This is a genomic window from Sinorhizobium sp. FG01, assembly GCF_002531875.1.
GTDB classification, from domain to species: Bacteria; Pseudomonadota; Alphaproteobacteria; order Rhizobiales; family Rhizobiaceae; genus Sinorhizobium; species Sinorhizobium fredii_C.
This window is the reverse complement of record NZ_NWTB01000010.1, coordinates 147,448-172,967: the sequence shown is the minus strand read 5'-3', so window position 1 is coordinate 172,967 and position 25,520 is coordinate 147,448. Positions and strand designations below refer to the sequence as shown.

Genomic DNA, 25,520 nt, shown 5'->3' with positions numbered 1-25,520 from the left:
CGTTTTGACGGGGAGAGGGGACTTGCGTGCCTACTGCCGGCCGCTTCCTCAGGCGATGGGTTGGAAGGCGCCGACGCGAGTCTCCTTCGCCCCGTAAGCGGGGAGAAGGTGCCGGCAGGTGGATGAGGGGCAAACACCGGTCTCTCGTCAATCCATCTGGATGTTTGCGTCGCGCACGACCGGTGTCCACTTCGCAAGCTCCGCCTTCACATGGGCGCCGAGTTCCTCGGGCGTCGAGCCGACGATCTTGGCGCTGAATTCCTCCATGCGCTTCTGGACCCCCGGATCGGCAAGCGCCTTCTTGGCCGACTCGTTCAGGCGCGCGATCACCGGCTGCGGCGTATTGGCCGGGGCGAAGAGCGCATTCCAGGTATAGGTCTCGTACCCGGGGATGCCGGATTCGGCGATGGTAGGCACGTCCGGGAAGGAGGGGGCGCGTTCCGCCGTAGTCACCGCCAGTGCCCGGAGCGTTCCGGCCTTGATGTGGCTGGACGAGGAGGGCAGGTTGTCGAACATGATCGGCACTTGGTTGCCGATGACATCGTTCAGCGCCGGGCCGGAGCCCTTGTAGGGGATGTGCTGCATCTCGACGCCGGCCATCGACTTGAAGAGCTCGCCGGATAGATGCAGCGGCGTGCCGTTGCCGGAGGACGCGTAGCTGTACTGGTCAGGCGATGCCTTGAGCAGCGCCAGCAATTCCTGCACCGATTTGGCCGGCAGCTCCGGATTGACGACCAGCACGTTCGGAACGACGACCAGCAGCGAGATCGGCGCGAAGTCCTTCTCCGGATCGTAGGGCTTCGTCTTCAGGATCAGCGGGTTCAAGGCGTGGGTTGCGACCGTCGCCATCAGGATCGTGTAGCCGTCCGGATCGGCACGGGCGACATTGGACGCCCCGAGATTGCCGCCGGCGCCGGCGACGTTCTGGACGATCACCTGCTGGCCGAGATCCTCGGACATCTTCTGGGCGATGATCCGGGCCACGACGTCGGTGGAACCGCCGGCGGCGAAGGGGACCACGAGCGTAATCGTCCGGTCCGGAAAACTCTGCGCCTGCACCGGGCCGCCCAAGGTCATGGCGGAAAGCGTGGCGATGCCGAAGGCAAGGGCGGCGCGGCGGGTCATGCTTAGAAATGGCATTACGGATATCCTCCCAATCTCGTCGAAGGCGCTGCCGGCAAAAGCCGGCCCCCTTACAATAGGGCTGCGCTTGCCGCGGGCAATGGCGGATCGAGAAACAATCACATCCGAGGGCCGCGTGGTTAACGCCCGGTCTCAGGCCTGGGATGCGACAAACAATCCTTCCGCCCCGTGATCGAATTGAAGCCGCGCGAGCTTGGCATAGAGCCCGCCCTGGCGGATCAGCGATGCGTGGGTGCCTTCCTCGACGATACGGCCGTGATCCATGACCAGGATGCGGTCCGCCTTCAGCACCGTCGCCAGCCGATGCGCGATGACGAGCGTGGTGCGCTCTCGCATCAGCCCGTCGAGTGCCTTCTGCACCAGCGTCTCGCTCTCAGCGTCGAGGGCCGACGTCGCTTCGTCGAGAAGCAGGATCGGAGCGGCCTTGATGATCGCCCGGGCAATGGCGATACGCTGGCGCTGGCCGCCGGAAAGCGTCACGCCACGCTCGCCGACCAGCGTGTCATAGCCGCGGTCGAGCCTTGCGATGAACTCGTCGGCCTGCGCCGCGACGGCGGCCGCCTGTACCGCCTCGCGGCTCGCCGTAGTGCCGAAGGCGATGTTGTCATGCACCGAGGCGGCGAAGATCGTCACGTCCTGCGGCACGATGGCGATCCGTTCGCGCAGGTCTTTCGGGTCGACGCTGCGGATGTCCATGCCGTCAACCAGCACGGTTCCCTTGATCGGGTCGTAATAGCGCAGCAGCATCGAGAACAGGGTACTCTTGCCGGCGCCGGAGGGGCCGACGATGGCAACGGTCTCGCCCGGCTCCACCGCGAGGCTCAGGCCTTTGAGGCTCTTGTAGTCGGGCCGCGCCGGATAGGCGAAGTGCACGTCGTCGAAGGCGATCGCCCCCTTCGCCGGCACGGGCATTGGGGCGGGGTGCTCGGGCGCGCGGATCTGCGGAACTTCGCTCAGGAGCTCGTTCAGGCGCTCGGCGGCCCCTGCGGCCTGCGAGATCTCGCCCCAGACTTCCGAGAGCGCTCCGAGGCTGCCGGCGGCAAAGACGGAATAGAGTAGAAACTGGCTGAGCGTGCCAGCCGAAAGCGTGCCGTCCAGCACGTCGCGGGCTCCGAACCAGAGCACCGCAACGACGCTGCCGAACACCATGGTGATGGCAAAGGCGGTGAGCGCCGAGCGGGCTCGGATCGCCGCACGGGCGGCGCCATAGGCCTCCTCCACGGCGGCGCCGAAGCGGTTATTGGCGCTCGCCTCGCCATTGAAGGCCTGTAGCGTGCGGGTGGCGGCGATCGCTTCGCCGGCATAGGCGGAGGCAGCGGCGAGCGTGTCCTGCGCCTGACGGGCGCGGCGCCGGACGGAACGGCCGAAGCCGACGAGCGGGAAGACGATGAGCGGAATGGCGGCGATCACCAGGCTCGACAGCTTCGGGCTGGTATAGACCATCATGCCGATCGCGCCCAGACAGAGGATCAAGTTGCGCAGCGCAACGGATGCCGTGGCGCCGACCGCCGACTTGATCTGCGTCGTGTCCGCGGTCAGCCGCGAGACGATCTCGCCGGACTGGTTGACGTCGAAGAAGGAGGCGGAAAGGCCCGTGACCCGGGCGAAGACGTCGCGCCGGAGATCGGCGACGATGCGCTCTCCCAGCGAAATGACGAAGTAGTAGCGGGCGGCGCTCGCCAGCGCCAACACGATCGCCAGCACCATCAACATGGTGAAATAGGTGTTGATGAAGGCGGAATCGGAATTGGAGAAGCCGTGATCGATCATCCGGCGGACCGCCAGCGGCAGCGTCAGCGTCGTCACCGCGGCGATCGTCAGCGAGATGGCGGCGCCGATCGCAAAGTGGCGATAGCGCCTGACATAGGGCAGCACGGCTGCAAGCGGCCGGACGGACTTGCGCTCTCGTACTTGGTTCTCTTGTCTTGGCACGTGACCCCCGATCGCCTGCCACGGAGGGTCGATTAGTCTTCCGCGCGGCACTTGTTATCCCGCAGACCTTCATGTATAGGCACGGCATCGAATTGAAGAAGCCGTGGCCGAGAGCGGTCCGCGGCTCCATTTACGTGTTCGGTCCCAAAGTCGCAATGCCTTGCGACAATTGGACCCTGGAACTCTAGGAAGATTGTTATGAAGGCAGGCATCCATCCCGAATACCACACGATCAAGGTGGTCATGACCGACGGCACCGAATACGAAACCCGCTCGACCTGGGGTTCGGAAGGCGCAACCATGCACCTCGAAATCGACTCGAAGTCGCACCCGGCCTGGACCGGCGGCAACCAGCAGCTCGTCGACCGCGGCGGCCGCGTCTCGAAGTTCAAGAAGCGCTTCGAGGGCCTCGGCCTCTGATCGCTCGCGATATCGCGTTTCTGGAGCCCGGCAATGCCGGGCTTTTTTGTTGGCTGTTGTTGCCTTCTGGACGAAAGAGTCAGATGCAGGCTTTACGCAGGCGATCCTCTCGCTCGGCGGCTTGTGCATGGATTCTCGGCAAGCCCGAGAATGACGAAGAAGAAGGGGGCCGTTTTCGTCGGAGACGAGCGAAGGTTGACAGCACCTGTCGCTTACCCTCGTCTCAACTTAAGACCGAGCGTTGTCAAGGGGGTCCTCCTCGGGCTTGACCCGGGTAAAACCCGAGGATGACGGGAGAGTGAACCGCTGTCGAAAAAGGGGAGCGCACCTGCCGGCATCATACACCGCTTGATTTGCACTGAGCATTACCCAGAAGCGTCATCCTCGGGCTTGCCGCGAGGATTCACACACACGCACTCCTTTGCGTGCTGGCTCGGACAGGCAAGTGCGTGAGAAGAGAATGCAAGGACCATGCAAGACAGACCGCTGGGAAATTCGCGTGCCGCACGCACGAAAAACCCGGCGCGTGGCCGGGCCTCGAACTCTGCCGTGATTACCGTCGACGTCAGTTGCCGCCAAACGCTGTCTGCAAGAGCTTGATCTGTGCCTTGACGCCGTTCTGGTTGTCTGGGACGAAGGTCGTGGCCTCCTGCGGCCGGTAGATCTCGCGGTCGAGCAGGGCGACGCGGTTCTGCAGGCGAAGCGAGCGTTCGATCAGGTCGCGGAAGCTGTCGGGCAGATCGTTCCAGCCGGGCGCGCTGCGGTCGACATTGAAGCTGTCGAGGCGAACTTTGCTTTTTTCCGACAGGACCTGTTCGCGGCTCATCTCGCCATTGTTGACAGCGCGCTGTAGGAGGAGCCAGGAGGCCATCTGCATCAGCCGCGTCGTCAGCCGCATCGACTCGGCGGCGTAAAGCACCGAGGCCATACGCGGCAACACCTTGGAGGCAGCACGGCCAGGACCATCGAGGTAGCTCGCCGTTTCCTCGACGAGGCCCATCCCTTCGGCATAGAGCGCCTTGAACTGCGCCGAGGACGCAGCGTGTCCTGCGAAACTGACGGTATTCAATCCTCTCTCGGACATGGCCTGTTTTTCCCTGGTTCAAAACGCATCACGGTCAGGTAACGAAGTGGCTTTGGGAAAAGTTTCCTTGAGGCCCCTCTATGCTCGAAGAATGATCTGATACCGCATTCCGCGCAAGGGTATTCTTAAGAAAGGGTTAATCTCCACAATTCTTTGAAAACAGCTGTCGCGAAACAAAAAAAGAGCCGCGCGGGGCGGCTCTCAAGGTAAAACAGGGAGAAATCAGACCCATTCGCCAATCGGTGAAAATGTCTGAGTCCGGAAGACCGGATGACGGTAGAATTACAGAAAATGCCTAATATCCCGTTAAGCGGCCGTCCGCCGGCGCTCTCTGAGGCTTGTCTAGCTCTCAGCGGAAGAGGCCTTCGGCGGCCGATCGGCTCGCCGATTTTCGGGTGCGCTCCGCCTCCAGCCGGGCGATTTCCTCCGACAGCAGCGCAATGCGCGCGGTGAGTTCGTCGACGGAGAGCTGCGAAAGGTCGCTGCCGATCTCATGCGCGGTCTTCTTCTTCGGCTGATCGTCGTCAAACAGGCTCATCGGCTCTCTCCTCCGCTTCGGGATCGTCGACGGTGTCTCCCCGCGTCTCCTCGAAGGGTGCCGCGCGCGGAGAGAGCTGCAGGCTTTCCGGCGTCGTCGGTGCACCGGCATTGACCGGCGAGAAGGTCTCGCGCTCGGCGACGGGCACGGGTGCGCGCCGGCGGCTGCGGACGATCGCATAGGCCGTGATCAGCATATGCGCACAGGCGGTGATCATGAAGAGGCCATAGGGGCCCGTCGCAGTCATCACCGGGCCGCCGATCGTCGGGCCGATGATCGTGCCGATGCCGTAGAGCAGAAGCAGGCCGCCGGAGACCTTGACGAAATCCTCCGGTGTGGCGAAGTCGTTGGCGTGCGAGACGGCGATCGGATAGAGCGCGTTTGCCGCGGCCCCGTAGACGGCAATCAGCGTCAGCACGATCCAGACTTGGCCCGGCTCGATCAGGAAGAGCATGAGCCCGGCAAGCGCCCCCACACCGGCCAGAACGGCGAGCACATAGCGGCGGTCGACGCGGTCGGAAATTCGGCCGGCGGGCAACTGCATGACCGCCCCGGAGAAGATCGCGACGCTCATCATCGCCGCGACGGTGCTGTCGGAAAGACCCGCCTGGCGGCCGAAGACGGCGCCGAGCGTGCCGAAGGCCCCGTTGGCGATGCCGATCAAGAGGATGCCGAGGAAGGACACCGGCGAATTGCGGTAAAGGCCGCGAAGGTCGAGCCGCACCTGCTTGAGCGGCGTCGGCGAGGCGGCCTTGGACAAGAGCGTCGGCAACATCGCGACGCAGTAGAGAATGCCGCAGATCATGAAGAAGAATGTGGTCGTCGTCTCGCCGAAGGGGATCATCATCTGCCCGCCGACGACGCCGAAGAGGGTGATGGCGATATAGAGGGAGAAGATTACGCCGCGGCTTTCATTGGTGGCGCGCTCGTTCAGCCAGCTTTCGATGATCATCGACGTGCCGGCGGTCGAGAAGCCGGTCAGCGCGCGCAGGACCAGCCACCAGATGGGGTCGATCATTATGCCGGTCAAAAGGGAAACGATGGCAATCAGCGCCGTGAAGACACTGAAGGCCCGAACGTGCCCAATGCGCTTCACGACATTCGGGGCGAAGAAGCAGCCGAGCACGAAGCCCGAAGCCCAGGACGTGCCGATCAGGCCGAGAATCGTGGTCGGGTATCCTTCCGCCGTGCCGCGCACCGGCAGGAGCAGACCCAGCAGACCGTTTCCTAGAAAGAGGAACAGAGTGCCGAGCAACAGCGCGGCGACGGGGAGCAGGTTGTTTCTCATTGTTCCATCCGAAATCGTTCTGCGACCGGCAATTCGCGGCGGCATGTGGTGCCGTTCAACTGGAATCGCTGCCGCCGGTCATTGCAAATCGGCGGCGAAAACAATAGCCCTCTATGCGTCGAAAAGTGACGGCCGTATGACGTTGCAACCGTGGCCGCGGAATTCTCCGGAATAAATGAATGTCGAAGGCACTGACGCTTCTCCTCTTCGTCGCCATGTGTGTGCACATCATCAAGCCGCTCGGATATCCCGGTCTCAGGCAGCGCCGGGATTTCTGGAAGATCGCCGTCTTCGCCATCGCCGTGATGATGGTCACGGTGTTCGTCCGGCCGTAGCCGCAGTCGCACTCACCTGCCGCGGATAGAACATGCGCAGGGAATGCGCGACCGCACGACGTTCCCTTAGAAACAGCTAACCTTTGAGGACAGGGCTACACTTGCGCGCAAAATGCCCGAAGTCTGCGCACGACATGTAGTCAAGAAAAGGTTAAATTACCGTGCTCGGCCACAAGATGAAAATCGAGGCACTCTTGGAACGCCGCCTGACCGCCATTCTCGCTGCCGATGTCGTGGGCTACAGTCGCCTGATGGGAACCGACGAGGCGGGGACGCTGGCCGCCTTGAAACGGCATCGCCGCGAGTGCCTGGAGCCGAAGATCGCCGAACACAAGGGGCGCATCGTCAAGCTGTCCGGCGACGGCATGCTGATCGAATTTTCGAGCGTCGTGAATGCGGTGGCCTGTGCGGCCGAGATCCAGCGCGGCATGCTCGTTCGCAACGAAGGCCTGCCGAGGAGCCGGCGCATCGAACTCAGGATCGGCATCCACCTCGGCGACGTGATCGTTGAGGAGGGCGACATCTTCGGCGACGGCGTCAACGTTGCGGCGCGGCTCGAGGGGCTCGCCGATCCCTCCGGTATTGCGGTATCCTCGTCGGTGCGCGACCAGGTCGGCTCGCGGTTGGACCTCGGCTTCGTCGACAAGGGCGAATACAGCCTGAAGAACATCGCGCCGAATATCCGCGTCTATACGGTCGCGCTCGGCGAGGCGGCCGCCCGGCAGGAAACGGAGCCGCCCGACGCGACGCTCGAGGCCGGCTACGAATTATCGATCGGCGTCCTGCCCTTCACCAATATGAGCCACGATCCGGAGCAGGAATATTTCTCCGACGGCATCACCGAGGACATCATTACCGATCTTTCGAAGATCTCGCGCCTGCATGTCGTCGCCCGCAACACCGTCTTTACCTACAAGGGCAAGCCGGTGAAGGTGAAGCAGATCGCCCAGGAACTCGGCGTCCGCTTCATTCTGGAAGGCAGCGTCCGCAAGGTCGGCGAACGTGTCCGCATCACCGGCCAGCTCATCGATGCGCATACGGGCGGGCACCTGTGGGCCGATCGCTATGATCGTGATCTCACCGATATCTTTACCATCCAGGACGAGATCACGCATGCGATCGTCGCCCAGTTGAAGATCAAGCTGCTGCCGGAGGAGAAGAAGGCGATCGAGAGCGATCCGACCACTTCCGTGGAAGCCTATACCTATTATCTGCGTGGCCGGCAGTTCTCGCATACTTGGACTCGGTCCTACCTGCTGCTTGCCCGCCGGATGTTCCTGAAGGCTGTCGAACTCGATCCGAACTATGCGCGCGCCTACGCGGGCATCGCCGAATGCGAATGTGCGATCAGGGATTGGCACGAAAAGGAGTTTCCGCTCGAGAGCATCTTCGAGATGAGCTCCAAGGCACTGGCGCTCGACCCGAACCTGGCGGAAGCGCATGCCTCACGCGGGCTGGCATTGACCCACGACGGGCAGACGGAAGAGGCCGGCCGCGAATTCCGCCAGGCTCTGGCGCTGAGTCCGTCGCTCTATGAGGCCAATCTTTATTATGGCCGCTTCCTATTTGCGCAGGGCCGGTTTCAGGAGGCGGTGCAGTTCTTCAAGCGGGCGGCGGAAATCCGCACCGACGACTATTTTTCACCAATTCATTTGATGAACTGCTATCTCTCGCTCGGAATGGAATCCGAGCGCCAGCGCTGGGCGCGGATCGGCATCGAGCGGGCGAAAACCGCGCTGGAGCGGCACCCGGAAAATGCGAGCCCCGCCCATCGCGGGGCCTTGGCGCTCGCGCATCTGGGCGAAGGGGAGCGCGCCAAGGAATGGGCGGCGCGAGCGCTGGCGGTCGATCCGGACGATATCGTCGCGCAATATAACGCGGCCTGCGTCCATTCCTTATTGGGAGAGAGCGAGCGCGCGCTCGATCTGCTGGAAGCCGTCGTTCCGCAGAGCTCCAGCTACCATCTCCTCTGGTTCAAGCAGGACTCCGATCTGGATCCGATTCGCGATCACCCCCGATTTCGGGCACTTCTCAAGTCGATGAGGGATTGCACGCCCGAGACGCGCTGATCCGGCGGGCCTCCTGCATGTCTCCTTAAATCGACCTCGATCTGAGGACAAAGACATGCAGCAATTCAAAGTGCTACAGCGACCTTACGCGTCTGATAAGACGCGCGGCGCTGTAGTGCTCAGACCTCGATCGACCCGCGCATCACCGCCACGCAATTGCCCGAAACGCTGACCTCGCGGACCGTGCCGTTCTTCTTGTTGACGCGGACCGTTATGACGCTGCGGCGGCCCATTTCCACGCCTTGCTCGATGACAATCTCGATTTCCGCATCCGCCTGCGGCAGAAGCGAAGCGAGATAGGCGCCGAGCGCCGCCGAGGCGCTGCCGGTCGCCGGATCCTCGATGACATTGTCGAGCGGCGCGAACATGCGAGCCCTGATCTGCCAGGGGCGCTCGGGCGTGCGCGCATAGAGAAACAGGCTGAAGCTGTCATCGGCGAGTGGGTAACGCGCATTCGCTTCATGGAAGGCGCTGACATCGGGCCGCGCATTCGACAGGGCGGCGACATCCCTGACTTCGGCGGCGGCAAAGGCGAGGCCGACCGAGACACGCACGGCGGGATGAGTGCGTTCGCTCACGTCCTCCGGCCGGAGTGAGGCGCAGGCGGCGACGGTCGCAGCGTCGATGACCGGTCCGATGCTGAGCGGCCGGGGAGCGACGATGCGCGCGCCGGCAATGGCGTCGCCGTCGCCGAGAAGGGCAACCTCGACCAGCCCGGCCTTCTCTTCGAAACGCAGTTTGTCGCCGGGCCTTCTGCCGAAGATCTCCCCCTGTTGACCGAGCACGAAGGCGGTGCCGACATTAGGATGTCCGGCAAAGGGAATTTCGGCGGTCGGCGTGAAGATGCGCACACGGGCAGTGTTCGCCGGATCATCCGGCGGCAGCACGAAGGTGACTTCGGAATAGCCGAATTCGGTGGCGATCGCCTGCATCTGCTCGTCGCTCAAGCCCCGTGCATCGGGGATGACGGCGAGCTGGTTTCCGGTGAAGCGTTCGGCGGTGAAGACGTCAACGGTGACATAGGAGACGGATTTCATTGCAGTTCCCCGGCAATCGGCAATGGCGCTGATGTAAAAGCGTTATCGGCCCGCCGAAACAGCAAACTTGTCTCCCTGACAATTGGCCCCGAATACTACAGCGCCGTGCGTCTTAGCAGACGCACAAAGGACGCCATAGCACTTTGAATTGCTGCATGTTTTTGTCCCCAAATCGGCTACGATTTGAGGAAACATGCAGTAAGGCCCGGCGACATCGCTGCCGCCGGGCCTTCTCCTCGCTCCCTTTAACTCTTTGTCCGCTCAGGCTTACCCATCAGGCGGCCTGTTCGAGGTCCTTCTTCCAGCTGCCCTTGGCGGCGAGGCTGCACATCTTGGCGCGATGCGAGAAGGCGCGCTGGCCGGCGGCGACGTTCTCCGGCTTGCCGTTCCAGGCGTTGAGCGCTTCCTGCTGCAGGGCGCGGCCATACGAGAAAGTCAGCTTCCAGGGCAGGTCGTGCGCCGTGTTCATGGCCGAGAGATGCGCGGTTGCCTCTTCCGTCGACTGGCCGCCGGACAGGAAGGCGATTCCGGGGACAGCGGCCGGCACGGTGCGCTTTAGTACCTTGACGGTGCGCTCGGCAACGTCTTCGACCGAAGCCTTGCGGGCCTTCTTGCCGTCGATCACCATGCTCGGCTTCAGGATCATGCCTTCGAGCTTCACACGCAGGTCGCCCAGTTCCTCGAAGACGGTGCGAAGTACCCATTCGGTTACTTCTTCCGAACGCTCGATCGAGTGGTCGCCGGGGGCGCCGTCCATGAGCACTTCCGGCTCGACGATGGGGACGATCCCGGCCTCCTGGCAGAGCGTCGCATAGCGGGCAAGCGCATGGGCATTGGCCTTGATGGCGCCGAAGCTCGGCAGGGTTCCGGAGATTGCGATGACGCCACGCCATTTGGCGAAGCGGGCGCCCGCTTCATAATACTTGGCGAGGCGGGCGGCGAGGCCGTCGAGGCCCTCGGTGACGGTCTCATTAGGGAAATGCGGCAGGGGCTTTGCGCCGGTGTCGACCTTGATGCCGGGGATCGAGCCGGCGTTCTTGATGACGTCGACGAGCGCGGTGCCGTCGGCGGCCTTCTGGAACAGGGTTTCCTCATAGAGAATGACGCCGGAGATATAGTTGCGCATCGCCTCATCCGAGCGCAGCAGCATCTCGCGATAGTCGCGGCGCGAGGTCTCGGTGGACTCGAGGCCAATGCTATCGAAGCGCTTCTTGATCGTTGCGGTCGACTCGTCGGCAGCGAGCAGGCCCCGTCCGTTGGCGACCATGGCAACCGCAATATCTTCCAGTCTTTCGCTCATCTTTTTCTCCTACACAGAGCGCCGAACGCAGCGGAGCGGCGCAAGAAACCGTTTCGGTCTGAGGGCGCAAGAAACATCCTCGCGTCCGACTGCATGCCTCCGTAAGCCGTCGCCGATTTACGCAAGGAAACATGCAGCAATTCAAAGTGCTACAGCGGCCTTTGGACGTCCTAAAGACGCGCGGCGCTGTAGGTACGCAGCGCGCGATAACAGAAGATACTGTGCGGGAAAATGGCAGTAAAATCGACTAAAACGATTTAAAAAAATTTAATCGTTTGAAATGTCACAATTTTTTTGAGGCACCGACCCGGGCTTATCCATTTGCCCGGGTCGGCGCGCGTGCGGCTACTTCTGCTGGTGGAGGATATCGACACCGGGCAGCGGCTTGCCTTCCATCCATTCGAGGAAGGCGCCGCCGGCGGTGGAAACATAGGAGAAATCGTCGGCGACCTCGGCGTGGTTTAGGGCAGCGACCGTATCGCCGCCGCCGGCGACCGAGACGAGCGAGCCCTGACGGGTGCGGCTGGCCGCATGCTTGGCGGCGGCCACCGTCGCTTTGTCGAAGGGGGCGATTTCGAAGGCTCCGAGCGGACCGTTCCAGACGAGGGTTTCAGCGCGCGAGATCCAGTCGCTGATGGCAGTGACGGATTTCGGCCCGACATCGAGCACCATTGCGTCGGCCGGGATCGCCTTGATGTCGACGACCTCGTGGTCGGCGCCTGCCTTGAATTCGCGGGCGACGACGCCGTCTTCCGGCAGCACGATGGCACATCCGGCGGCTTCCGCCGCGGCGATAATCGACTTTGCCGTTTCGGCAAGATCGTGCTCGCAGAGCGACTTGCCGACATCGATGCCTTGGGCGGCGAGGAAGGTGTTGGCCATGCCGCCGCCGATGACGAGCGCGTCGACCTTCTTCACGAGGTTCTGCAGCAGGTCGATCTTGGTCGACACCTTTGCGCCGCCGACGATAGCGACGACCGGACGCTTCGGATTGCCGAGACCCTTTTCGAGTGCCTCGAGTTCGGCCTGCATGGTGCGGCCGGCATAGGCGGGCAGGTGCTGTGCCAGGCCCTCGGTCGAGGCATGGGCGCGGTGCGCTGCGGAAAAGGCGTCGTTGACATAGATGTCGCCATTGGCGGCCAATGCCGTGACGAAGGCCGGATCGTTCTTTTCCTCGCCCTTGTGGAAGCGGGTGTTTTCGAGCAGCAGCACGTCGCCGTCATTCATGTCGGCTATCGCATTGGCGGCCTTGTCACCGATGCAGTCGGCGGCGAAGTGGACGCGCTGGTCGAGGATTTCCTCGACGGCAGGGGCGATCGCCTTCAGCGACATGTCGGCGACCGGTTCGCCCTTCGGGCGGCCGAAATGGGCAAGCAGGATGACCTTCGCCCCTTTTTCGGAGAGTTCGCGGATCGTCGGCGCCACGCGCTCGATGCGGGTGGTGTCGGTCACCTGACCGTCCTTGACCGGCACATTGAGATCGACGCGCACCAGCACGCGTTTGCCGGCGATATCGGTCAGATCGTCAAGGGTCTTGAAAGCCATCAGTTCGTCTCCAGTGATAGTCTCTGAAAAAGGGTGGGATAGTCGGTGACGAGGCCGTCCTCGTCCAGCGGCAGGTCGGCGGTGAAGCTGCGGTCTTCCGCCTGGTAGCGATAGAGTTTGCCCTCCTCGATGCAGGTATAGTGCTGGCCATCGACCGTGGGCTCGAAGCTGTCGAATGGCACGTAAAGCATCTTGAGTTTTACGGTGCCCGACGCCCGCGTGAGGTCCAGACGGCGGATCGGCAGGGTGTTGGTGAAGGGCGTGCCGGCAAGATCGATGTCGATGCAGCCGTCGAAGCGGGGAAGGGCGACGCCTTCCGCCGTGCGCCAATGGCCGCCGCCGTCGGAGAGCAGGTGCAGCCGGCGTCCGTCCGCCGTCCCGATGAAGAAGGAAGTGACACGCCAGCCGGCGTCGCAGTCAATGCGGTAGCGAACGCCATAGGCGGCTCCGCCGCGCGCGCCGATCAGCACGCTTTCGGCGCGGATTGCCGCGCCCACCGATGCGTCGAGAGGCCGGATCGTCAGATGTTCGAGCCCTTCCCCCTCGAGCGGACGCCAGCGCACCGTCGTTGAGGAAAGGGCCCGGAACATGGTCTTAGATGAGCTTGCTCAGGGCGACCGCCGTGTCCGACATGCGGTTGGAGAAGCCCCATTCGTTGTCGTACCAGGTGAGGATCGACACGAACTTGCCTTCCATCACCTTGGTCTGGTCCATGTGGAAAACGGAGGAATGCGGGTCATGGTTGAAGTCGATCGAGACGTTCGGGGCAAGCGTGTAGCCGAGAATGCCCTTGAGGGGGCCGTCGGCGGCTGCCTTGATCGCCGCGTTGATCTCCTCCTTGGTCGTGTCGCGCTTGGCGACGAACTTCAGGTCGACGACCGAGACGTTCGGGGTCGGCACGCGCATGGCGAAACCGTCGAGCTTGCCCTTGAGTTCCGGCAGGACGAGGCCGACGGCCTTGGCCGCACCGGTCGAGGTCGGGATCATCGACAGCGCCGCGGCACGGGCGCGGTAGAGGTCCTTGTGCATCTGGTCGAGCGACGGCTGGTCGTTCGTGTAGGAGTGGATCGTCGTCATCATGCCGTGATCGATGCCGATGGCGTCGTTCAGCACCTTGGCGACCGGTGCGAGGCAGTTGGTCGTGCAGGATGCGTTGGAGATGACCAGGTGATCTTTGGTCAGCTTGTCGTGGTTGACGCCGTAGACGACGGTGAGATCGGCGCCGTCGGCCGGTGCCGAGACGATGACGCGCTTGGCGCCGGCTTCGAGATGGGCGGCTGCCTTGTCGCGCGCGGTGAAGATGCCGGTGCATTCCATCGCGACGTCGACGCTGAGGTCCTTGTGCGGCAGTTCGGCCGGGTTGCGGATGGCCGTCACCTTGATCGGCTTGCCGCTGTTGATGACGATCGCGTCGCCGTCGACCTTCACGTCGGCCGGGAAGCGGCCGTGAATGGAGTCGAAGCGCAGCAGGTGGGCGTTGGTCTCGACGGGGCCGAGGTCGTTGATCGCGACGACTTCGATATCCGTGCGGCCGGATTCAACGATGGCGCGAAGCACGTTGCGGCCGATGCGGCCGAAACCATTGATGGCGACTTTGACTGTCATGTCGGGTCTCTCCCTATCAGTTTGGCGTGGGTAAACGAATGGAGGGCGCCACAAGGGCGCCCTCCGGCTTGATCAGGACAGCTTGGCTTCGGCGGCCGCGACAACCGCTTCCGGCGTGATGCCGAAGTGCTTGTAGAGTTCCTTGTAGGGACCGGAAGCGCCGAAGCTCGACATGCCGACGAAGGTGCCGTCGCTGCCGATGATATGATCCCAGCCCTGGCGGACGCCGGCTTCGATGGCGATCTTGACCGGCGAATTGCCGACGATCGCCTTCTGATAGTCGTCGCTCTGCTCCGCGAAAAGCTCGACGCAGGGCACGGAAACGACGCGGGCGGAAATGCCCTTCTCCTGCAGCGCCTGGCTGGCCTTGACGGCGATCTCCACTTCCGAGCCGGTGGCGAAGAGCGTCACCTTCGCATCCTTCGCGGGGACCAGGTCATAGGCGCCGCGGGCGCAGAGGTTTTCTTCCTTGAATTCGGTACGCACCGCCATCAGGTTCTGGCGCGTCAGCGCGATGGCGGACGGGCGATTGCGGCTTTCGAGTGCGAGCTGCCAGCACTCCGCCGTTTCCGTCGCGTCGGCCGGGCGAAACACCAGGAGGTTGGGGATGGCGCGCAGCGAGGCCAGGTGCTCGACAGGCTGGTGCGTCGGGCCGTCCTCGCCGAGACCGATCGAATCGTGGGTCAGGACGTGGATGACGCGAATGCCCATTAGTGCGGCAAGCCGGATCGACGGACGGCAATAGTCCGAGAAGATCAGGAAGCCGCCCGAATAGGGGATTAGTCCGCCATGCAGCGCCATGCCGTTCATGGCGGCGGCCATGCCGTGCTCGCGTACGCCGTAGTGGACGTAACGGCCGGAGAAATTGTCCGGCGTGATCGAATGGGTCTGGCTCGTCTTGGTGTTGTTGGAGCCGGTCAGGTCGGCCGAGCCGCCGATCGTCTCGTTGAGCACGCCGTTGATGACTTCCAGCGCATCCTCGGAAGCCTTGCGGGTGGCCGGCGACGGCTTGGTCTGGGCGAGCTTCTGCTTGTAGGCGCTGATCGCCGGGGCGAGGCCCGCTTCGAGTTCGCCGGAGAAGCGGCGCACGAATTCGGCCCTCTTCTCAGCGGCCTCGAGCTTTGCCTCCCATGCCCTGCGCGTCTCGGCCGAGCGCTCGCCGGCGCTGCGCCAGGCGTCGAGCACGTCGGCGGGAACGGTGAAGGCTTCGGCTTCCCAACCGAGCGCCTTGCGGGTCGCGGCGATCTCCTCGGCGCCGAGCGGCGAGCCGTGCACCTTGTGGGTGCCGGCCTTGTTCGGCGCACCGAAGCCGATGACGGTCTTGCAGGCGATCATCGTCGGCTTGTCGGACTTCTGCGCCTCCTCGATCGCCGCGGCGATCGCTTCCGGATCATGGCCGTCGACGGCAATCGTATGCCACTTGGACGCACGGAAGCGGGCGTGCTGATCGGTCGAGTCGGCGATCGAGATCGGCCCGTCAATCGAGATGTTGTTGTCGTCCCAGAAGACGATGAGCTTGTTGAGCTTCAGATGGCCGGCAAGCGCGATCGCCTCCTGGCTGATGCCTTCCATCAGGCAGCCGTCGCCGGCGATCACATAGGTGAAGTGCTCGATGAGGTCGCTGCCGAATTCGTCGCGCAGCTTGCGCTCGGCGAGCGCCATGCCGACGGCATTGGCAATCCCCTGGCCGAGCGGCCCCGTGGTCGTTTCGATGCCGGCGGCATGGCCGTATTCCGGATGGCCGGCGGTCCGAGAGCCGAGCTGGCGGAAATTCCTGATCTCGTCGATGGTGATGTCTTCGTAGCCGGTGAGATAGAGCAGCGAATAGAGCAGCATCGAGCCGTGGCCGGCCGACAGCACGAAGCGGTCGCGGTTCGCCCAGGCGGGGTTTTTCGGGTCGAAGCTCAGGTAGCGGGTGAAGAGGACCGTTGCTATGTCGGCCGCCCCCATCGGTAGACCCGGGTGGCCGGAATTTGCCTTCTCGACGGCGTCCATGGAGAGGAAACGGATTGCATTCGCCATCCGGTCGTGTTTTTCGCGAGAGATCATGACTGTTCCGTTGCGTTCGGTGGTCAGGGGACGGTCTCTATCCTCCAAAGACCGTATGAGAAGCGGCCGAACACATAGCAGGTGCGCCGCCCGAGTCAACAAATACAGGCCTTCCGGCGCCGGTGGCGGCGCGCTTTTTGCGACCTTGCCTGGGCCGAAGGATCGCGCCGCAAGCATAGCATCGGCGGATAAAATCGGCGATCCACAGCTTGCAGCGTGCAATTGGCGACGCCGCCATTGTTGAGCCTTACGGAATGGGTTTAAAAAGGTTGATCCGAACGGCCGGAACGCTGGACGATTCGGAGCGCGGAGCGAGAGAGGTTCAGGCGATAGGCGCGGGATCGGCTCCGCCCCTTGTTTCGGGCAATGAGAAAGCGTTCGGCCTTGCTCATCCCCTCTGGAGGTTTCGAAAGAGATGCCTGCAAAGACGGTCAATGCGGCGATCGAGGAATTGCGAAACGCGGTTCAGTCCCTTGAAATCGCAATCGACGGCCGCTTTGACAAGGAAAAGGACGTGAGCGAGTTCGAGGGCGAGGTGCGCCGGGTCAATACGGACCGGTCGCGGCTGGCGCAGGAGCTCGATCAATCGCAGTTCCGGGCCAATCGTTTGGAAGAAGTCAATCGCGAAGTGTCCCGCCGTCTGGTGACGGCGATGGAGACCATTCGGGCAGTGCTGGATCGCTGAGGTTCTTGAAGCATGGCACAGGTGACGGTGACGATCGACGGTAAGGCCTACCGCATGGCCTGCGAGGAAGGGCAGGAGGATCACCTGAGCGACCTCGCCGCCCGGTTCGATCAATATGTCGGCCACCTGAAGGGGCAGTTCGGCGAAATCGGCGACCTCAGGCTGACGGTGATGGCGGGCATCATGGTCATGGACGAACTGAGCGAGGTCAATCGGCGGCTGAAGAACCTCGAGGCCGAGGTCGGAAACCTGAAGAACAGCCGCGACGCGAACCTTTCCGACCAGGCGAGAAGCGAGGAGGCGCTCGCCTCGGCATTGGCGGACGTGACGGCGCAGATCCAGGACATCACCGCCAAGCTCAACGGCCGCCCGGCCGCTCCGGCGAACTAGGCCGCCCCGGCTCGAGACCCCCAATTGTCGGTGCGGGTGCGATTTCCGCCGGACCGCTCTGGCGAAAACGGTGAAGACGTTCTATATCTGCGGGGCGGTCTGCGCTTCCCGACAGGAACCACAATCCCCGGGGCCATACACGATCTCAAGGGAGCTGTCCCTGTCCGGACCCGTGGGTCTGGACCACACGGCGCCCACCTACTTAGTAGGCACCCGGGATCGTAAACTCTCCACCGGTCGTCGTGGATCGCACTCCTTCCTTTCAATCGGCACCCCGAAAGGCGCGACGGATGGCGTCGGCCATTGCGTCCACCGTCGGGGAGCGATGGTCCGGTCTCGTGCGCAAGACGACGTTCGACATGTCGATGATGCCGAAGCCGTCGTCTTCGGTCAGTTCGCGGCAGCCATGGGGTATGGCGCTGCGCGACAGCGCGGCGATGGCGAGACCTGAAACGACCGCGGCGATTAGGCCGCTGCTCGTGCGGCTGACATAGGCGACGCGACTGTCTATGCCCCGTTTCTTCAGACTGCGCAGGGCCAGATCATCACACCACCCGCCTTCATAATAGGTATAAGTGGCAATTGGCACAGGTCGCCGCTCATGCGTGCCGTGCTGGTCCGAGACGGCCCAGACGGTCGGATCCACCATGAGGACTTCGTTCCTCGTTCGGCCGCCCGGCTCGAACACGACGGCGATGTCGATCTCGCCGGCATCGAGCGATTTCAGATTGGACATCGAGTGCCCCTGCTGCACCGTCACCTCGACATTCGGGTGACTGGCGGCGAAGGCGCCGAGCGCTCTCGGCAGCGTTGAGTTGATGTATTCCTCCGATATGCCGATGCGGACCGAGCCGTCGAGGGCGGGCTGGCGCAGGGCTGCCGCCGTGTCGTCGAGCAGGGCGACAATCCGCCGCGCATTGTCGACGAGGCGCCGGCCCTCAGCCGTCAGCACGACGCCGCGGGAATGCCGCTCGAAAAGCGGGAAGCCGAGCAGGTCCTCGAGCTTCTTGATCTGCATGCTGACGGCCGATTGCGTGCGTCGAACCGCATCGGCGGCCCGTGTCAGGTTGCCGGTATCGGCGACCGCGAGAAACGTTCTGAGCAAGTCGCTGTCGAGCGGAAGGGACATGGCGGCGCCATAAGAAATTCTGATGCCAGCCATGTTCGCAATTCGTTTGTCTCATGTCAACGAAAGCCGGAAAATCGGATTGTTTCTTCTTTCGCGAGGCCCTGTCATGCCTGTACTGGTTGCGCCCGCTTCTCCGACTTCCCGGCAATCGTCGCTGTTCGGCGCCGCGGTCGAGCGTTTGCGGCTGCGGTGGGCCATCGAGGCCCATTGGAGGCTGGTGATGGATCGCGGCGACCCGCATCTCATCAGCGACGGCGGCCTCGTCGGGATCGAGTCTTCGCCGGACGGATGGTGGCCGGATCCGGTCCGGCATTCACACTGGATGCTATGAGATAAGGTCGAGCCTTGCGGCGCGAATGACGGCTTCGGCGAGATTGTTCGCGTTGAGCTTGCGCATCGCCTCTTCGAGGGCCCGATCGATCCGTTCCACCGGAATATCGGTTTCGCGCATCATCTCCAACCGAGTCCGGCCGCGGGCTGCCAGCGAGAGGCAGCGCAGTTCCAAAACGCCGAGCTGGTCGATCCTGTCCGTCATGGACACGGGCCTGTTCTCCGAGAGCTACCGGCACGCCGGATCGCAGCTCGTCCAATCATTTGAAATCATGAAGGTAATTGCACGAGCAAAGCGTCGCGCGAAGCCGAACCGCGGCAAAAGGTGAAGATCCGGTTAATGCTGTTTCGTTTTGGGAGGGGTGGAGGACTGTCGCGAAATGTTGCAAAAGCGACGGAGACACGGGTTCAGTTCGCCTGTGAACTGCACTACCTCGTTGCAGGTTCGAACCGTTTGATGGAAAGGGATGCTTGATGTCGCCGAGGGACTTGAAAGCCGCACTGCGGACGGAGCGTCTGGCGATGCGCGACGCCATGCCGGCCGAGGCCCGCATCGAGGCGAGCCTCGCCATGGCGGATCATGCCAGCGACATCATCGCGCTTGATCCCGGGCACGTGGTTTCCGGCTTCTGGCCGATCCGTTCGGAGGCGGACATCCGGCCGCTGATGGTGCGGCTCAAGGACCGCGGGGCGCGCCTCTGCCTGCCGGTGATCCTCGACAAGAAGACCATTGTGTTTCGCGAGCTCGCCGACGGCGTGGCGGTCGTAGAGACCGGCTTCGGCACGACGGGCCCGGGACCGGACGCGCCCGAGCTCGATCCGGACATTATGCTTGTGCCGCTTTCGGCCTTCGATGCGGTCGGCCACCGGATCGGCTACGGCGCCGGTTATTATGACCGGGCGATCGACCGCTTGCGCAGCAAAGGCCACATGCCGCGCCTGATCGGGATTGCATTCGACTGCCAGGAAGTGGCATCAGTGCCGGCGGAACCGCACGACGTGGCGCTCGACGCCGTGTTGACGGAGAGCGGTTTCCGACATTTCGAGCGGGATTGAACGGGTATGCGACTTCTGTTTCTGGGAGATATGGTTGGCAAGACGGGCCGCACGGCAGTCTGGGAGCGCCTCCCGGGGCTGGTGAGCGATCTCAAGCTCGATTTCGTCGTCGTCAATGGCGAGAACGCCGCCGGCGGCTTCGGCATCACCGAGGACATCTTCCTGGAGACGATCAGCGCCGGTGCAGATGTGGTGACGACCGGCAACCACGTCTGGGACCAAAAGGAGGCCGTCGTCTTCTGCGAGCGGCATGACCAGTTCCTCCGCCCGGCCAATTATCCGGCCGGCACGCCCGGTCGCGGCTCCAATCTGTTCTTTTCCCGCAACGGCGCCCGCGTGCTGGTCGCCAACGTCATGGGCCGGGTCTTCATGCATCCGGAACTCGACGACCCGTTCAAATGCGCCGAGGCAATCCTCGAAGCCTGCCCGCTCGGGGAACAGGCCGATGTCGTCGTCTTCGACTTCCACGCCGAGGCGACGAGCGAGAAGCAGTGCTTTGGCCATTTCGTCGATGGCCGCGCCAGCCTCGTAGTCGGTACGCATACCCATGTACCGACGGCCGATCACCAGATCTTGAACGGCGGCACCGGCTATATCAGCGACGCCGGCATGTGCGGCGACTACGATTCCTCGCTCGGCATGGACAAGGAAGAGCCGCTCAACCGTTTCATCTCCAAGATGCCCAAGGGCCGCTTCGAAGCGGCCTCCGGTCCCGCAACGATTTGCGGCGTCGGCGTCGAAATTTCCGACCGCACGGGACTTGCCGAAAAGATCGCGCCGCTCCGGCTCGGCCCGCGGCTTGGCGAAACGATGCCGGAATTCTGGTCCTGAGAATCGGCCGGCTTCGGCCGATTTCTCGGCGGACATCCGACTAGCCTGCAATCCGACGACCGCCTGCAACGCCGTGGGAGACGCTTTTTTTCAAGTGACAGGCTTTGAAAATGGTGGCAGGTTAGCGCGCAAATCAGAGCCGTTTTGAGCGGCCGCTATCGCAAGTTCCCATGTCGATCTAGAAGCCAGAGCAAAATGCGTGCGGGAAAACCGCAGGCACTCTTCCTTTTCCCGCTCTGGCACCACTCGGTGGCAATGCCCCGGGCTCGAGACTGTCGCCACGGCAACTGGACGCAAGCCGCGCCGGGCGATCTTGCTATTCAAGTGCCTGGAGAACGTGCATGTTGCGAAAGTGGCGTCTGCCGGCGATTGCCGGCATTTCGATCTCTCTTCTCATGTTGTCCCCGGCCGGGGCGCAGGATGCTCAGATGCCGGCGGTGACCGTCGCCAAGCCGGTGGTACGGGACGTCATCGACGCCGATGAGTTCATCGGACGCTTTCAGGCGGTGGACGAGGTCTCGGTCCGTTCGCGTGTTGGCGGCTATCTGGACCAGGTGTTCTTTACGGACGGCGCGCTGGTGAAGAAGGGCGACAAGCTCTTCGTCATCGACCAACGGCCTTTCCGCCTGGCTCTCTCCCAGGCGGAGGCGTCGCTTGCCTCGGCGCAGTCGACGCTCTCCTTCGCCGAGGCGCAGTTCAAGCGAACCGAGTCCCTGACCGGAACCGGCACGCTTTCGATTTCCAAGCTCGACGACGACCGCCGCGCGCTGCTTGCCGCACAGGCGAATATTCGGGGCGCCGAGGCGGCCGTCGATCGGGCCAAGCTCGATCTCGAATACACGACGATCACCGCGCCGCTCAGCGGCCGCGTCGACCGGCGCTGGATATCGCCCGGCAACCTTGTCCAGGCGGACGAGACCGTGTTGACGACGATCGTCTCCCTCGATCCGATCGATTTCTATTTCGACGTCGACGAGCGGCGGCTGCTTTCCTATGCGCGCACCGCCCGCGACCGCGGCAGCGCGCTGCAGGAGGGCGCGGGCGCGCTCTCCGTGCACGTGACAATCGCCGATGCCACGGAACCGCCGTTCGAGGGAAAGCTCGATTTCTCCGAGAACAGGGTCGACACCCAAACAGGTACGATGCGCCTGCGCGCACGCTTCGAGAACCCCAACTTCATTCTGCAGCCGGGCCTTTTCGGGCGTGTCGAGGTCGAAGGCTCCAACACCTACCAGGCGATCCTCATTCCCGATGAGGCGATCGCCGCCGACCAGAACGAGCGCGTTGTCTATGTGGTCGGCGAGGATGGCAGCGTTGCGACCAAACCGGTGCGCCTCGGGCCGCGGTTGCATGGCTACCGGGTGATCCGCAGCGGCCTGACCGGCGATCAGACGATCATCGTCAACGGGATCATGCGCGCGCGACCGGGCGTCAAGGTGAAGCCTGAGCTTGTCGTGCTGCCGCAGGAAGCGGCGCAGGCGGCGGAGAACGCCCAATGAGATTTGCGCATTTCTTCGTCGACCGACCGATCTTCGCTTCGGTGCTGTCGATCGTGCTGCTGATCATCGGCGGCATCGCCTATTTCCAGCTGCCGGTGGCGCAATATCCGGAGATCGCGCCGCCCACCATCGTCGTCAGGGCTTCCTATCCGGGCGCGGATGCGGAGACCGTCGCCAATACGGTCGCCACGCCGCTCGAGCAGGAAATCAACGGCGTCGAGAACATGCTCTACATGTCCTCCTATTCGACCGCCGACGGCTCCATGTCGCTGACCATTACCTTCAAGCTCGGCACCGATCTCGACGAGGCGCAGGTGCTGGTGCAGAACCGGGTCTCGATCGCCGAGCCGCGCCTGCCCGAGGACGTGCGGCGCATTGGGGTCACCACCACCAAGAGCTCGCCGGACCTGATGATGGTCGTTCACCTGCTCTCGCCGAACGACCGCTACGACCAGCTCTACGTCTCCAACTATGCTCGCTCGCGTATCCGCGACCTTCTCGTCCGGCTCGACGGCGTCGGCGACGTCATCCTGTTCGGCGAGCGCGAATATGCGCTGCGTGTGTGGCTCGACCCGCAGAAGCTCTCCGCTTACGGCATGACATCCGGCGACGTCGTCGAGGCGCTGCGCCAGCAGAACGTCCAGGTCTCCGGCGGCTCGATCGGCGGTCCGCCAATGTCGGGCGACAGTGCCTTTCAATATACCGTCACCACCGACGGCCGCTTCAGCGACGCGCGACAGTTTCGCTATGTGATCGTCAAGGCGACCGAGGATGGCAGGCTCGTGCAGCTGCAGGACGTCGCCCGCGTCGAGCTCGGAGCGCGCGAATATGTCACGAACAGCTACCTGAACGGCAGCCCGGCCGTGGCGCTCGGCATCTTTTCGCGTCCCGGCACCAACGCGCTCGCGGCGGCGGACGCGATCCAGGCGACGATGACCGACCTTTCCAGGGACTTTCCCGATGGGCTCGAACACCGCATCATCTACAATCCGACCGAGTTCATTTCGGAATCGATCGACGAAGTCTATTTGACGATCGGCGAGGCGGTGATCCTCGTGGCGCTGGTGGTGATCGTCTTCCTCCAGTCCTGGCGCACCGCAATCATCCCGATCGTCGCCATTCCGGTCTCGCTGATCGGCACCTTCGCGCTGCTCTTCGCCTTCGGCTTCTCCCTCAACATGCTGACGCTGTTCGGTCTGGTGCTGGCGATCGGCATCGTGGTCGACGATGCGATCGTCGTCGTCGAGAATGTCGAGCGCAATCTGGCGCAAGGAATGACGCCGAGAGAAGCTGCGCATGTGACCATGGACGAGGTCGGCGCGGCGGTGATCGCCATCTCGCTGGTCTTGACTGCCGTCTTCGTGCCGACGGCCTTCATTCCGGGAATTGCAGGGCAGTTCTACCTGCAGTTCGCCGTGACGATCGCGGTGGCGACGGTGATCTCCGCGATCAACTCGCTGACCCTGTCGCCGGCGCTTGCGGCCATCCTGCTGCGCCCGCATGACGATCACGAACATGAAAGCCGCAACCCGGTGACCCGTTTCGGCCGAGCGCTGGCCAACGGCTTCAACAACGGCTTCGACCGGATGGCGGACGGCTATGGCTGGGTTGTGCGCCGTCTCGTGCAGACGCGGATTGCGCTGGCCGCCGCGTTGCTTGTCTTTGTCGCGCTGCTCGGGGCCACCTGGTACATAGCGCAGGTCGTGCCGCGCGGCTTTATCCCGACGATGGACCAGGGTTACGCGATCGTCGTCATCCAGCTCCCCGACGGTGCCTCGCTCGAACGGACCGATGCCGTCGTCCAGCGTGCGTCGGCGATGATCCGGAAAGTCCCGGGGGTGAGGGACGCCGTCGCCTTTGCCGGCTTCAACGGCGCGACCTTCACCAATGCCTCGAACTCCGGCGTGATCTTCACGCCCTTCGACAGCTTCGACGAGCGGCTCGTACAGGGCCAGAGTGCCAACCAGATCATCGGTCAGATCTTCGGCGCGATGCAGGGCATCCAGGAAGCGTTCATCATCGCCGTGCCACCGCCGTCGGTGCGCGGCATCGGCAATTCGGGCGGTTTCAAGATGCAGATCATGGACCGCCAGAGCGCTGACATGCGCCGCGCCCTGGGTCTTGCCTTTCAGATGATGGGAGCGGCGAACCAGACCGAGGGGCTGACGGGGGTGTTCACCACGTTCTCGGCCTCGAGCCCGCAATTCTTCCTGGCGATCGACCGCGACAAGGCGCGGGCGCTGAACGTGCCGATCCCCAACATCTTCGAGACCCTGTCGATCAATCTCGGCACGTCCTACGTCAATGATTTCAATGCATTCGGCCGGGTCTATCAGGTCCGCGCCCAGGCCGACCAGCAGTATCGCGTGGAGCGCGACGACATCCTCGCGCTCAAGGTCAGATCGGCTTCCGGCGCGCTGGTGCCGCTCGGCACGCTCGTCGAGATTCGCGATACGAGCGGCCCCGCGCTGGTGCAGCGCTACAACATGTATGTCTCCGTTCCTGTCCAGGGCAATGCGGCTCCGGGTGTCTCGACCGGCACGGCGCTCGACAAGATGGAGGCGCTAGCCGGCCAGATCCTGCCACAGGGGACGACCTTCGAGTGGACCGAACTTGCCTTGCAGGAGCGCCAGACCGGCAACACTGCTGCATTCATCTTCGCGCTGTCGGTAATCTTCGTGTTCCTGGCGCTGGCCGCGCAATATGAGAGCTGGGTGCTGCCGCTGGCGATCATCCTGATCGTGCCGCTTGCCGTTCTCGCCGCCCTCATCGGCGTTTCGCTCAGGGGAATGGACAACAATGTCCTGACGCAGATCGGCCTTATCGTGCTGATCGGCCTTTCCGCCAAGAACGCGATCCTGATCGTCGAATTCGCGCGCCAGGGCGAGGAGGAGGGCAGATCGCCGATCGAGGCAGCGATCGACGCAAGCCGGCTCCGGCTGCGGCCGATCCTGATGACCGCCTTTGCCTTCATCCTCGGCGTCGTTCCGCTGGTGATAGCGACCGGTCCCGGCGCCGAAATGCGCCAGTCGCTCGGCACGGCGGTTTTTTCCGGCATGCTCGGCGTCACCTTCCTCGGTCTGTTCCTGACCCCGGTCTTCTATGTGACGCTGCGTTCGTTCCGCCGCAAGCGGGCGCCGGCCCCGGAGGCGGCGGGTGCTCCGGCGGAGTGACGCAAGGCCCCGCAATGACGCGATTGTGAGCGGAGGGCGACCTTTGTAAGTGGACGGCGCCGCGGGCTTGAATGATCCTGCG

Annotated in this window: 23 protein-coding genes; 10 read left to right on the top strand and 13 right to left on the bottom strand. The window is 63.4% G+C overall.

What is annotated here, in order from left to right; translation table 11 throughout:
* Positions 1–147 precede the first annotated feature (147 nt).
* Entirely contained in the window at positions 148–1,140 is a 993-nt protein-coding gene (locus CO656_RS18410) for a tripartite tricarboxylate transporter substrate binding protein (RefSeq protein ID WP_037420184.1), read from the bottom strand.
* A 135-nt stretch (positions 1,141–1,275) separates the two neighbouring features.
* Positions 1,276–3,075, bottom strand: coding sequence for an ABC transporter transmembrane domain-containing protein (locus CO656_RS18405; RefSeq protein ID WP_097526660.1), 1,800 nt, complete (start codon positions 3,073–3,075; stop codon positions 1,276–1,278).
* A gap of 198 nt (positions 3,076–3,273) precedes the next feature.
* Here CO656_RS18405 and rpmE point away from each other — a divergent pair, with 198 nt between their 5' ends.
* The gene (rpmE, locus tag CO656_RS18400; protein ID WP_012709319.1) at positions 3,274–3,495 is read left to right on the top strand and encodes a 50S ribosomal protein L31; all 222 of its coding nucleotides are present in this window, start codon (positions 3,274–3,276) and stop codon (positions 3,493–3,495) included.
* A gap of 565 nt (positions 3,496–4,060) precedes the next feature.
* Here rpmE and CO656_RS18395 read toward each other — a convergent pair.
* The 3 genes from CO656_RS18395 to CO656_RS18385 all read right to left on the bottom strand — a co-directional run bounded on the left by CO656_RS18395 (position 4,061) and on the right by CO656_RS18385 (position 6,405).
* Positions 4,061–4,579, bottom strand: a complete 519-nt coding sequence (locus tag CO656_RS18395) for a DUF1465 family protein (RefSeq protein ID WP_037420109.1) — start codon at positions 4,577–4,579, stop codon at positions 4,061–4,063.
* 349 nt (positions 4,580–4,928) lie between these two features.
* Positions 4,929–5,117, bottom strand: coding sequence for a DUF1192 domain-containing protein (locus CO656_RS18390; RefSeq protein ID WP_037420106.1), 189 nt, complete (start codon positions 5,115–5,117; stop codon positions 4,929–4,931).
* Positions 5,104–6,405, bottom strand: coding sequence for an MFS transporter (locus tag CO656_RS18385; protein WP_097526659.1), 1,302 nt, complete (start codon positions 6,403–6,405; stop codon positions 5,104–5,106). The genes CO656_RS18390 and CO656_RS18385 overlap by 14 nt, the downstream gene beginning before the upstream one ends.
* Positions 6,406–6,584: 179 nt before the next feature.
* Here CO656_RS18385 and CO656_RS18380 point away from each other — a divergent pair, with 179 nt between their 5' ends.
* Together CO656_RS18380 and CO656_RS18375 are read left to right on the top strand one after the other, a co-directional pair.
* A complete protein-coding gene (locus tag CO656_RS18380; RefSeq protein ID WP_083854097.1) occupies positions 6,585–6,740 on the top strand; it encodes a hypothetical protein in 156 nt (51 codons plus the stop codon).
* Positions 6,741–6,901: 161 nt separating this feature from the next.
* Complete coding sequence (locus CO656_RS18375) at positions 6,902–8,809, top strand: tetratricopeptide repeat protein (RefSeq protein WP_083854096.1); 1,908 nt, start codon at positions 6,902–6,904, stop codon at positions 8,807–8,809.
* A gap of 119 nt (positions 8,810–8,928) precedes the next feature.
* On the opposite strand, the gene CO656_RS18365 is transcribed toward CO656_RS18375, so the two are convergent.
* The 6 genes from CO656_RS18365 to tkt form a co-directional block, all read right to left on the bottom strand.
* The gene (locus tag CO656_RS18365; protein ID WP_037420100.1) at positions 8,929–9,846 is read right to left on the bottom strand and encodes a PhzF family phenazine biosynthesis protein; all 918 of its coding nucleotides are present in this window, start codon (positions 9,844–9,846) and stop codon (positions 8,929–8,931) included.
* Positions 9,847–10,120: 274 nt separating this feature from the next.
* Positions 10,121–11,146, bottom strand: a complete 1,026-nt coding sequence (locus tag CO656_RS18360) for a class I fructose-bisphosphate aldolase (RefSeq protein WP_097526658.1) — start codon at positions 11,144–11,146, stop codon at positions 10,121–10,123.
* Between the two features lie 345 nt (positions 11,147–11,491).
* On the bottom strand, positions 11,492–12,691 hold the full coding sequence (locus CO656_RS18350) for a phosphoglycerate kinase (protein WP_037420094.1): 1,200 nt from the start codon (positions 12,689–12,691) through the stop codon (positions 11,492–11,494).
* The gene (locus tag CO656_RS18345; protein ID WP_037420091.1) at positions 12,691–13,281 is read right to left on the bottom strand and encodes a putative glycolipid-binding domain-containing protein; all 591 of its coding nucleotides are present in this window, start codon (positions 13,279–13,281) and stop codon (positions 12,691–12,693) included. The genes CO656_RS18350 and CO656_RS18345 overlap by 1 nt, the downstream gene beginning before the upstream one ends.
* Before the next feature lie 4 nt (positions 13,282–13,285).
* Positions 13,286–14,296, bottom strand: a complete 1,011-nt coding sequence (gene gap, locus CO656_RS18340; RefSeq protein WP_097526656.1) for a type I glyceraldehyde-3-phosphate dehydrogenase — start codon at positions 14,294–14,296, stop codon at positions 13,286–13,288.
* A 72-nt stretch (positions 14,297–14,368) separates the two neighbouring features.
* Complete coding sequence (gene tkt, locus CO656_RS18335) at positions 14,369–16,345, bottom strand: transketolase (RefSeq protein WP_097526655.1); 1,977 nt, start codon at positions 16,343–16,345, stop codon at positions 14,369–14,371.
* Positions 16,346–16,760: 415 nt separating this feature from the next.
* On the opposite strand from tkt, the gene CO656_RS18330 reads away from it, so the two are divergent.
* Positions 16,761–17,030, top strand: a complete 270-nt coding sequence (locus CO656_RS18330) for a DUF4164 domain-containing protein (protein ID WP_012709307.1) — start codon at positions 16,761–16,763, stop codon at positions 17,028–17,030.
* A 12-nt stretch (positions 17,031–17,042) separates the two neighbouring features.
* Entirely contained in the window at positions 17,043–17,420 is a 378-nt protein-coding gene (locus tag CO656_RS18325) for a cell division protein ZapA (protein WP_037420080.1), read from the top strand.
* A 262-nt stretch (positions 17,421–17,682) separates the two neighbouring features.
* Here CO656_RS18325 and CO656_RS18320 read toward each other — a convergent pair whose 3' ends face one another.
* Entirely contained in the window at positions 17,683–18,582 is a 900-nt protein-coding gene (locus tag CO656_RS18320) for a LysR family transcriptional regulator (protein WP_037420077.1), read from the bottom strand.
* A gap of 73 nt (positions 18,583–18,655) precedes the next feature.
* Here CO656_RS18320 and CO656_RS18315 point away from each other — a divergent pair, with 73 nt between their 5' ends.
* Positions 18,656–18,880, top strand: coding sequence for a hypothetical protein (locus tag CO656_RS18315; protein WP_097526654.1), 225 nt, complete (start codon positions 18,656–18,658; stop codon positions 18,878–18,880).
* Here the strand turns inward: CO656_RS18315 and CO656_RS18310 are convergent.
* On the bottom strand, positions 18,875–19,084 hold the full coding sequence (locus tag CO656_RS18310) for a hypothetical protein (protein WP_037420072.1): 210 nt from the start codon (positions 19,082–19,084) through the stop codon (positions 18,875–18,877). The two genes, CO656_RS18315 and CO656_RS18310, sit on opposite strands and share 6 nt — an antisense overlap.
* Before the next feature lie 269 nt (positions 19,085–19,353).
* Here CO656_RS18310 and CO656_RS30265 point away from each other — a divergent pair, with 269 nt between their 5' ends.
* From CO656_RS30265 to CO656_RS18295, 4 genes are all read left to right on the top strand, one after another.
* Positions 19,354–19,935, top strand: coding sequence for a 5-formyltetrahydrofolate cyclo-ligase (locus tag CO656_RS30265; RefSeq protein ID WP_176536632.1), 582 nt, complete (start codon positions 19,354–19,356; stop codon positions 19,933–19,935).
* 6 nt (positions 19,936–19,941) lie between these two features.
* Positions 19,942–20,766 (top strand): YmdB family metallophosphoesterase, encoded by an 825-nt coding sequence (locus CO656_RS30260; RefSeq protein WP_037420064.1) that lies wholly within the window; start codon positions 19,942–19,944, stop codon positions 20,764–20,766.
* 341 nt (positions 20,767–21,107) lie between these two features.
* On the top strand, positions 21,108–22,265 hold the full coding sequence (locus tag CO656_RS18300; protein WP_097526653.1) for an efflux RND transporter periplasmic adaptor subunit: 1,158 nt from the start codon (positions 21,108–21,110) through the stop codon (positions 22,263–22,265).
* A complete protein-coding gene (locus CO656_RS18295) occupies positions 22,262–25,438 on the top strand; it encodes a multidrug efflux RND transporter permease subunit (protein ID WP_097526652.1) in 3,177 nt (1,058 codons plus the stop codon). Before CO656_RS18300 ends, CO656_RS18295 begins: the two co-directional genes overlap by 4 nt.
* Positions 25,439–25,520 lie beyond the last annotated feature (82 nt).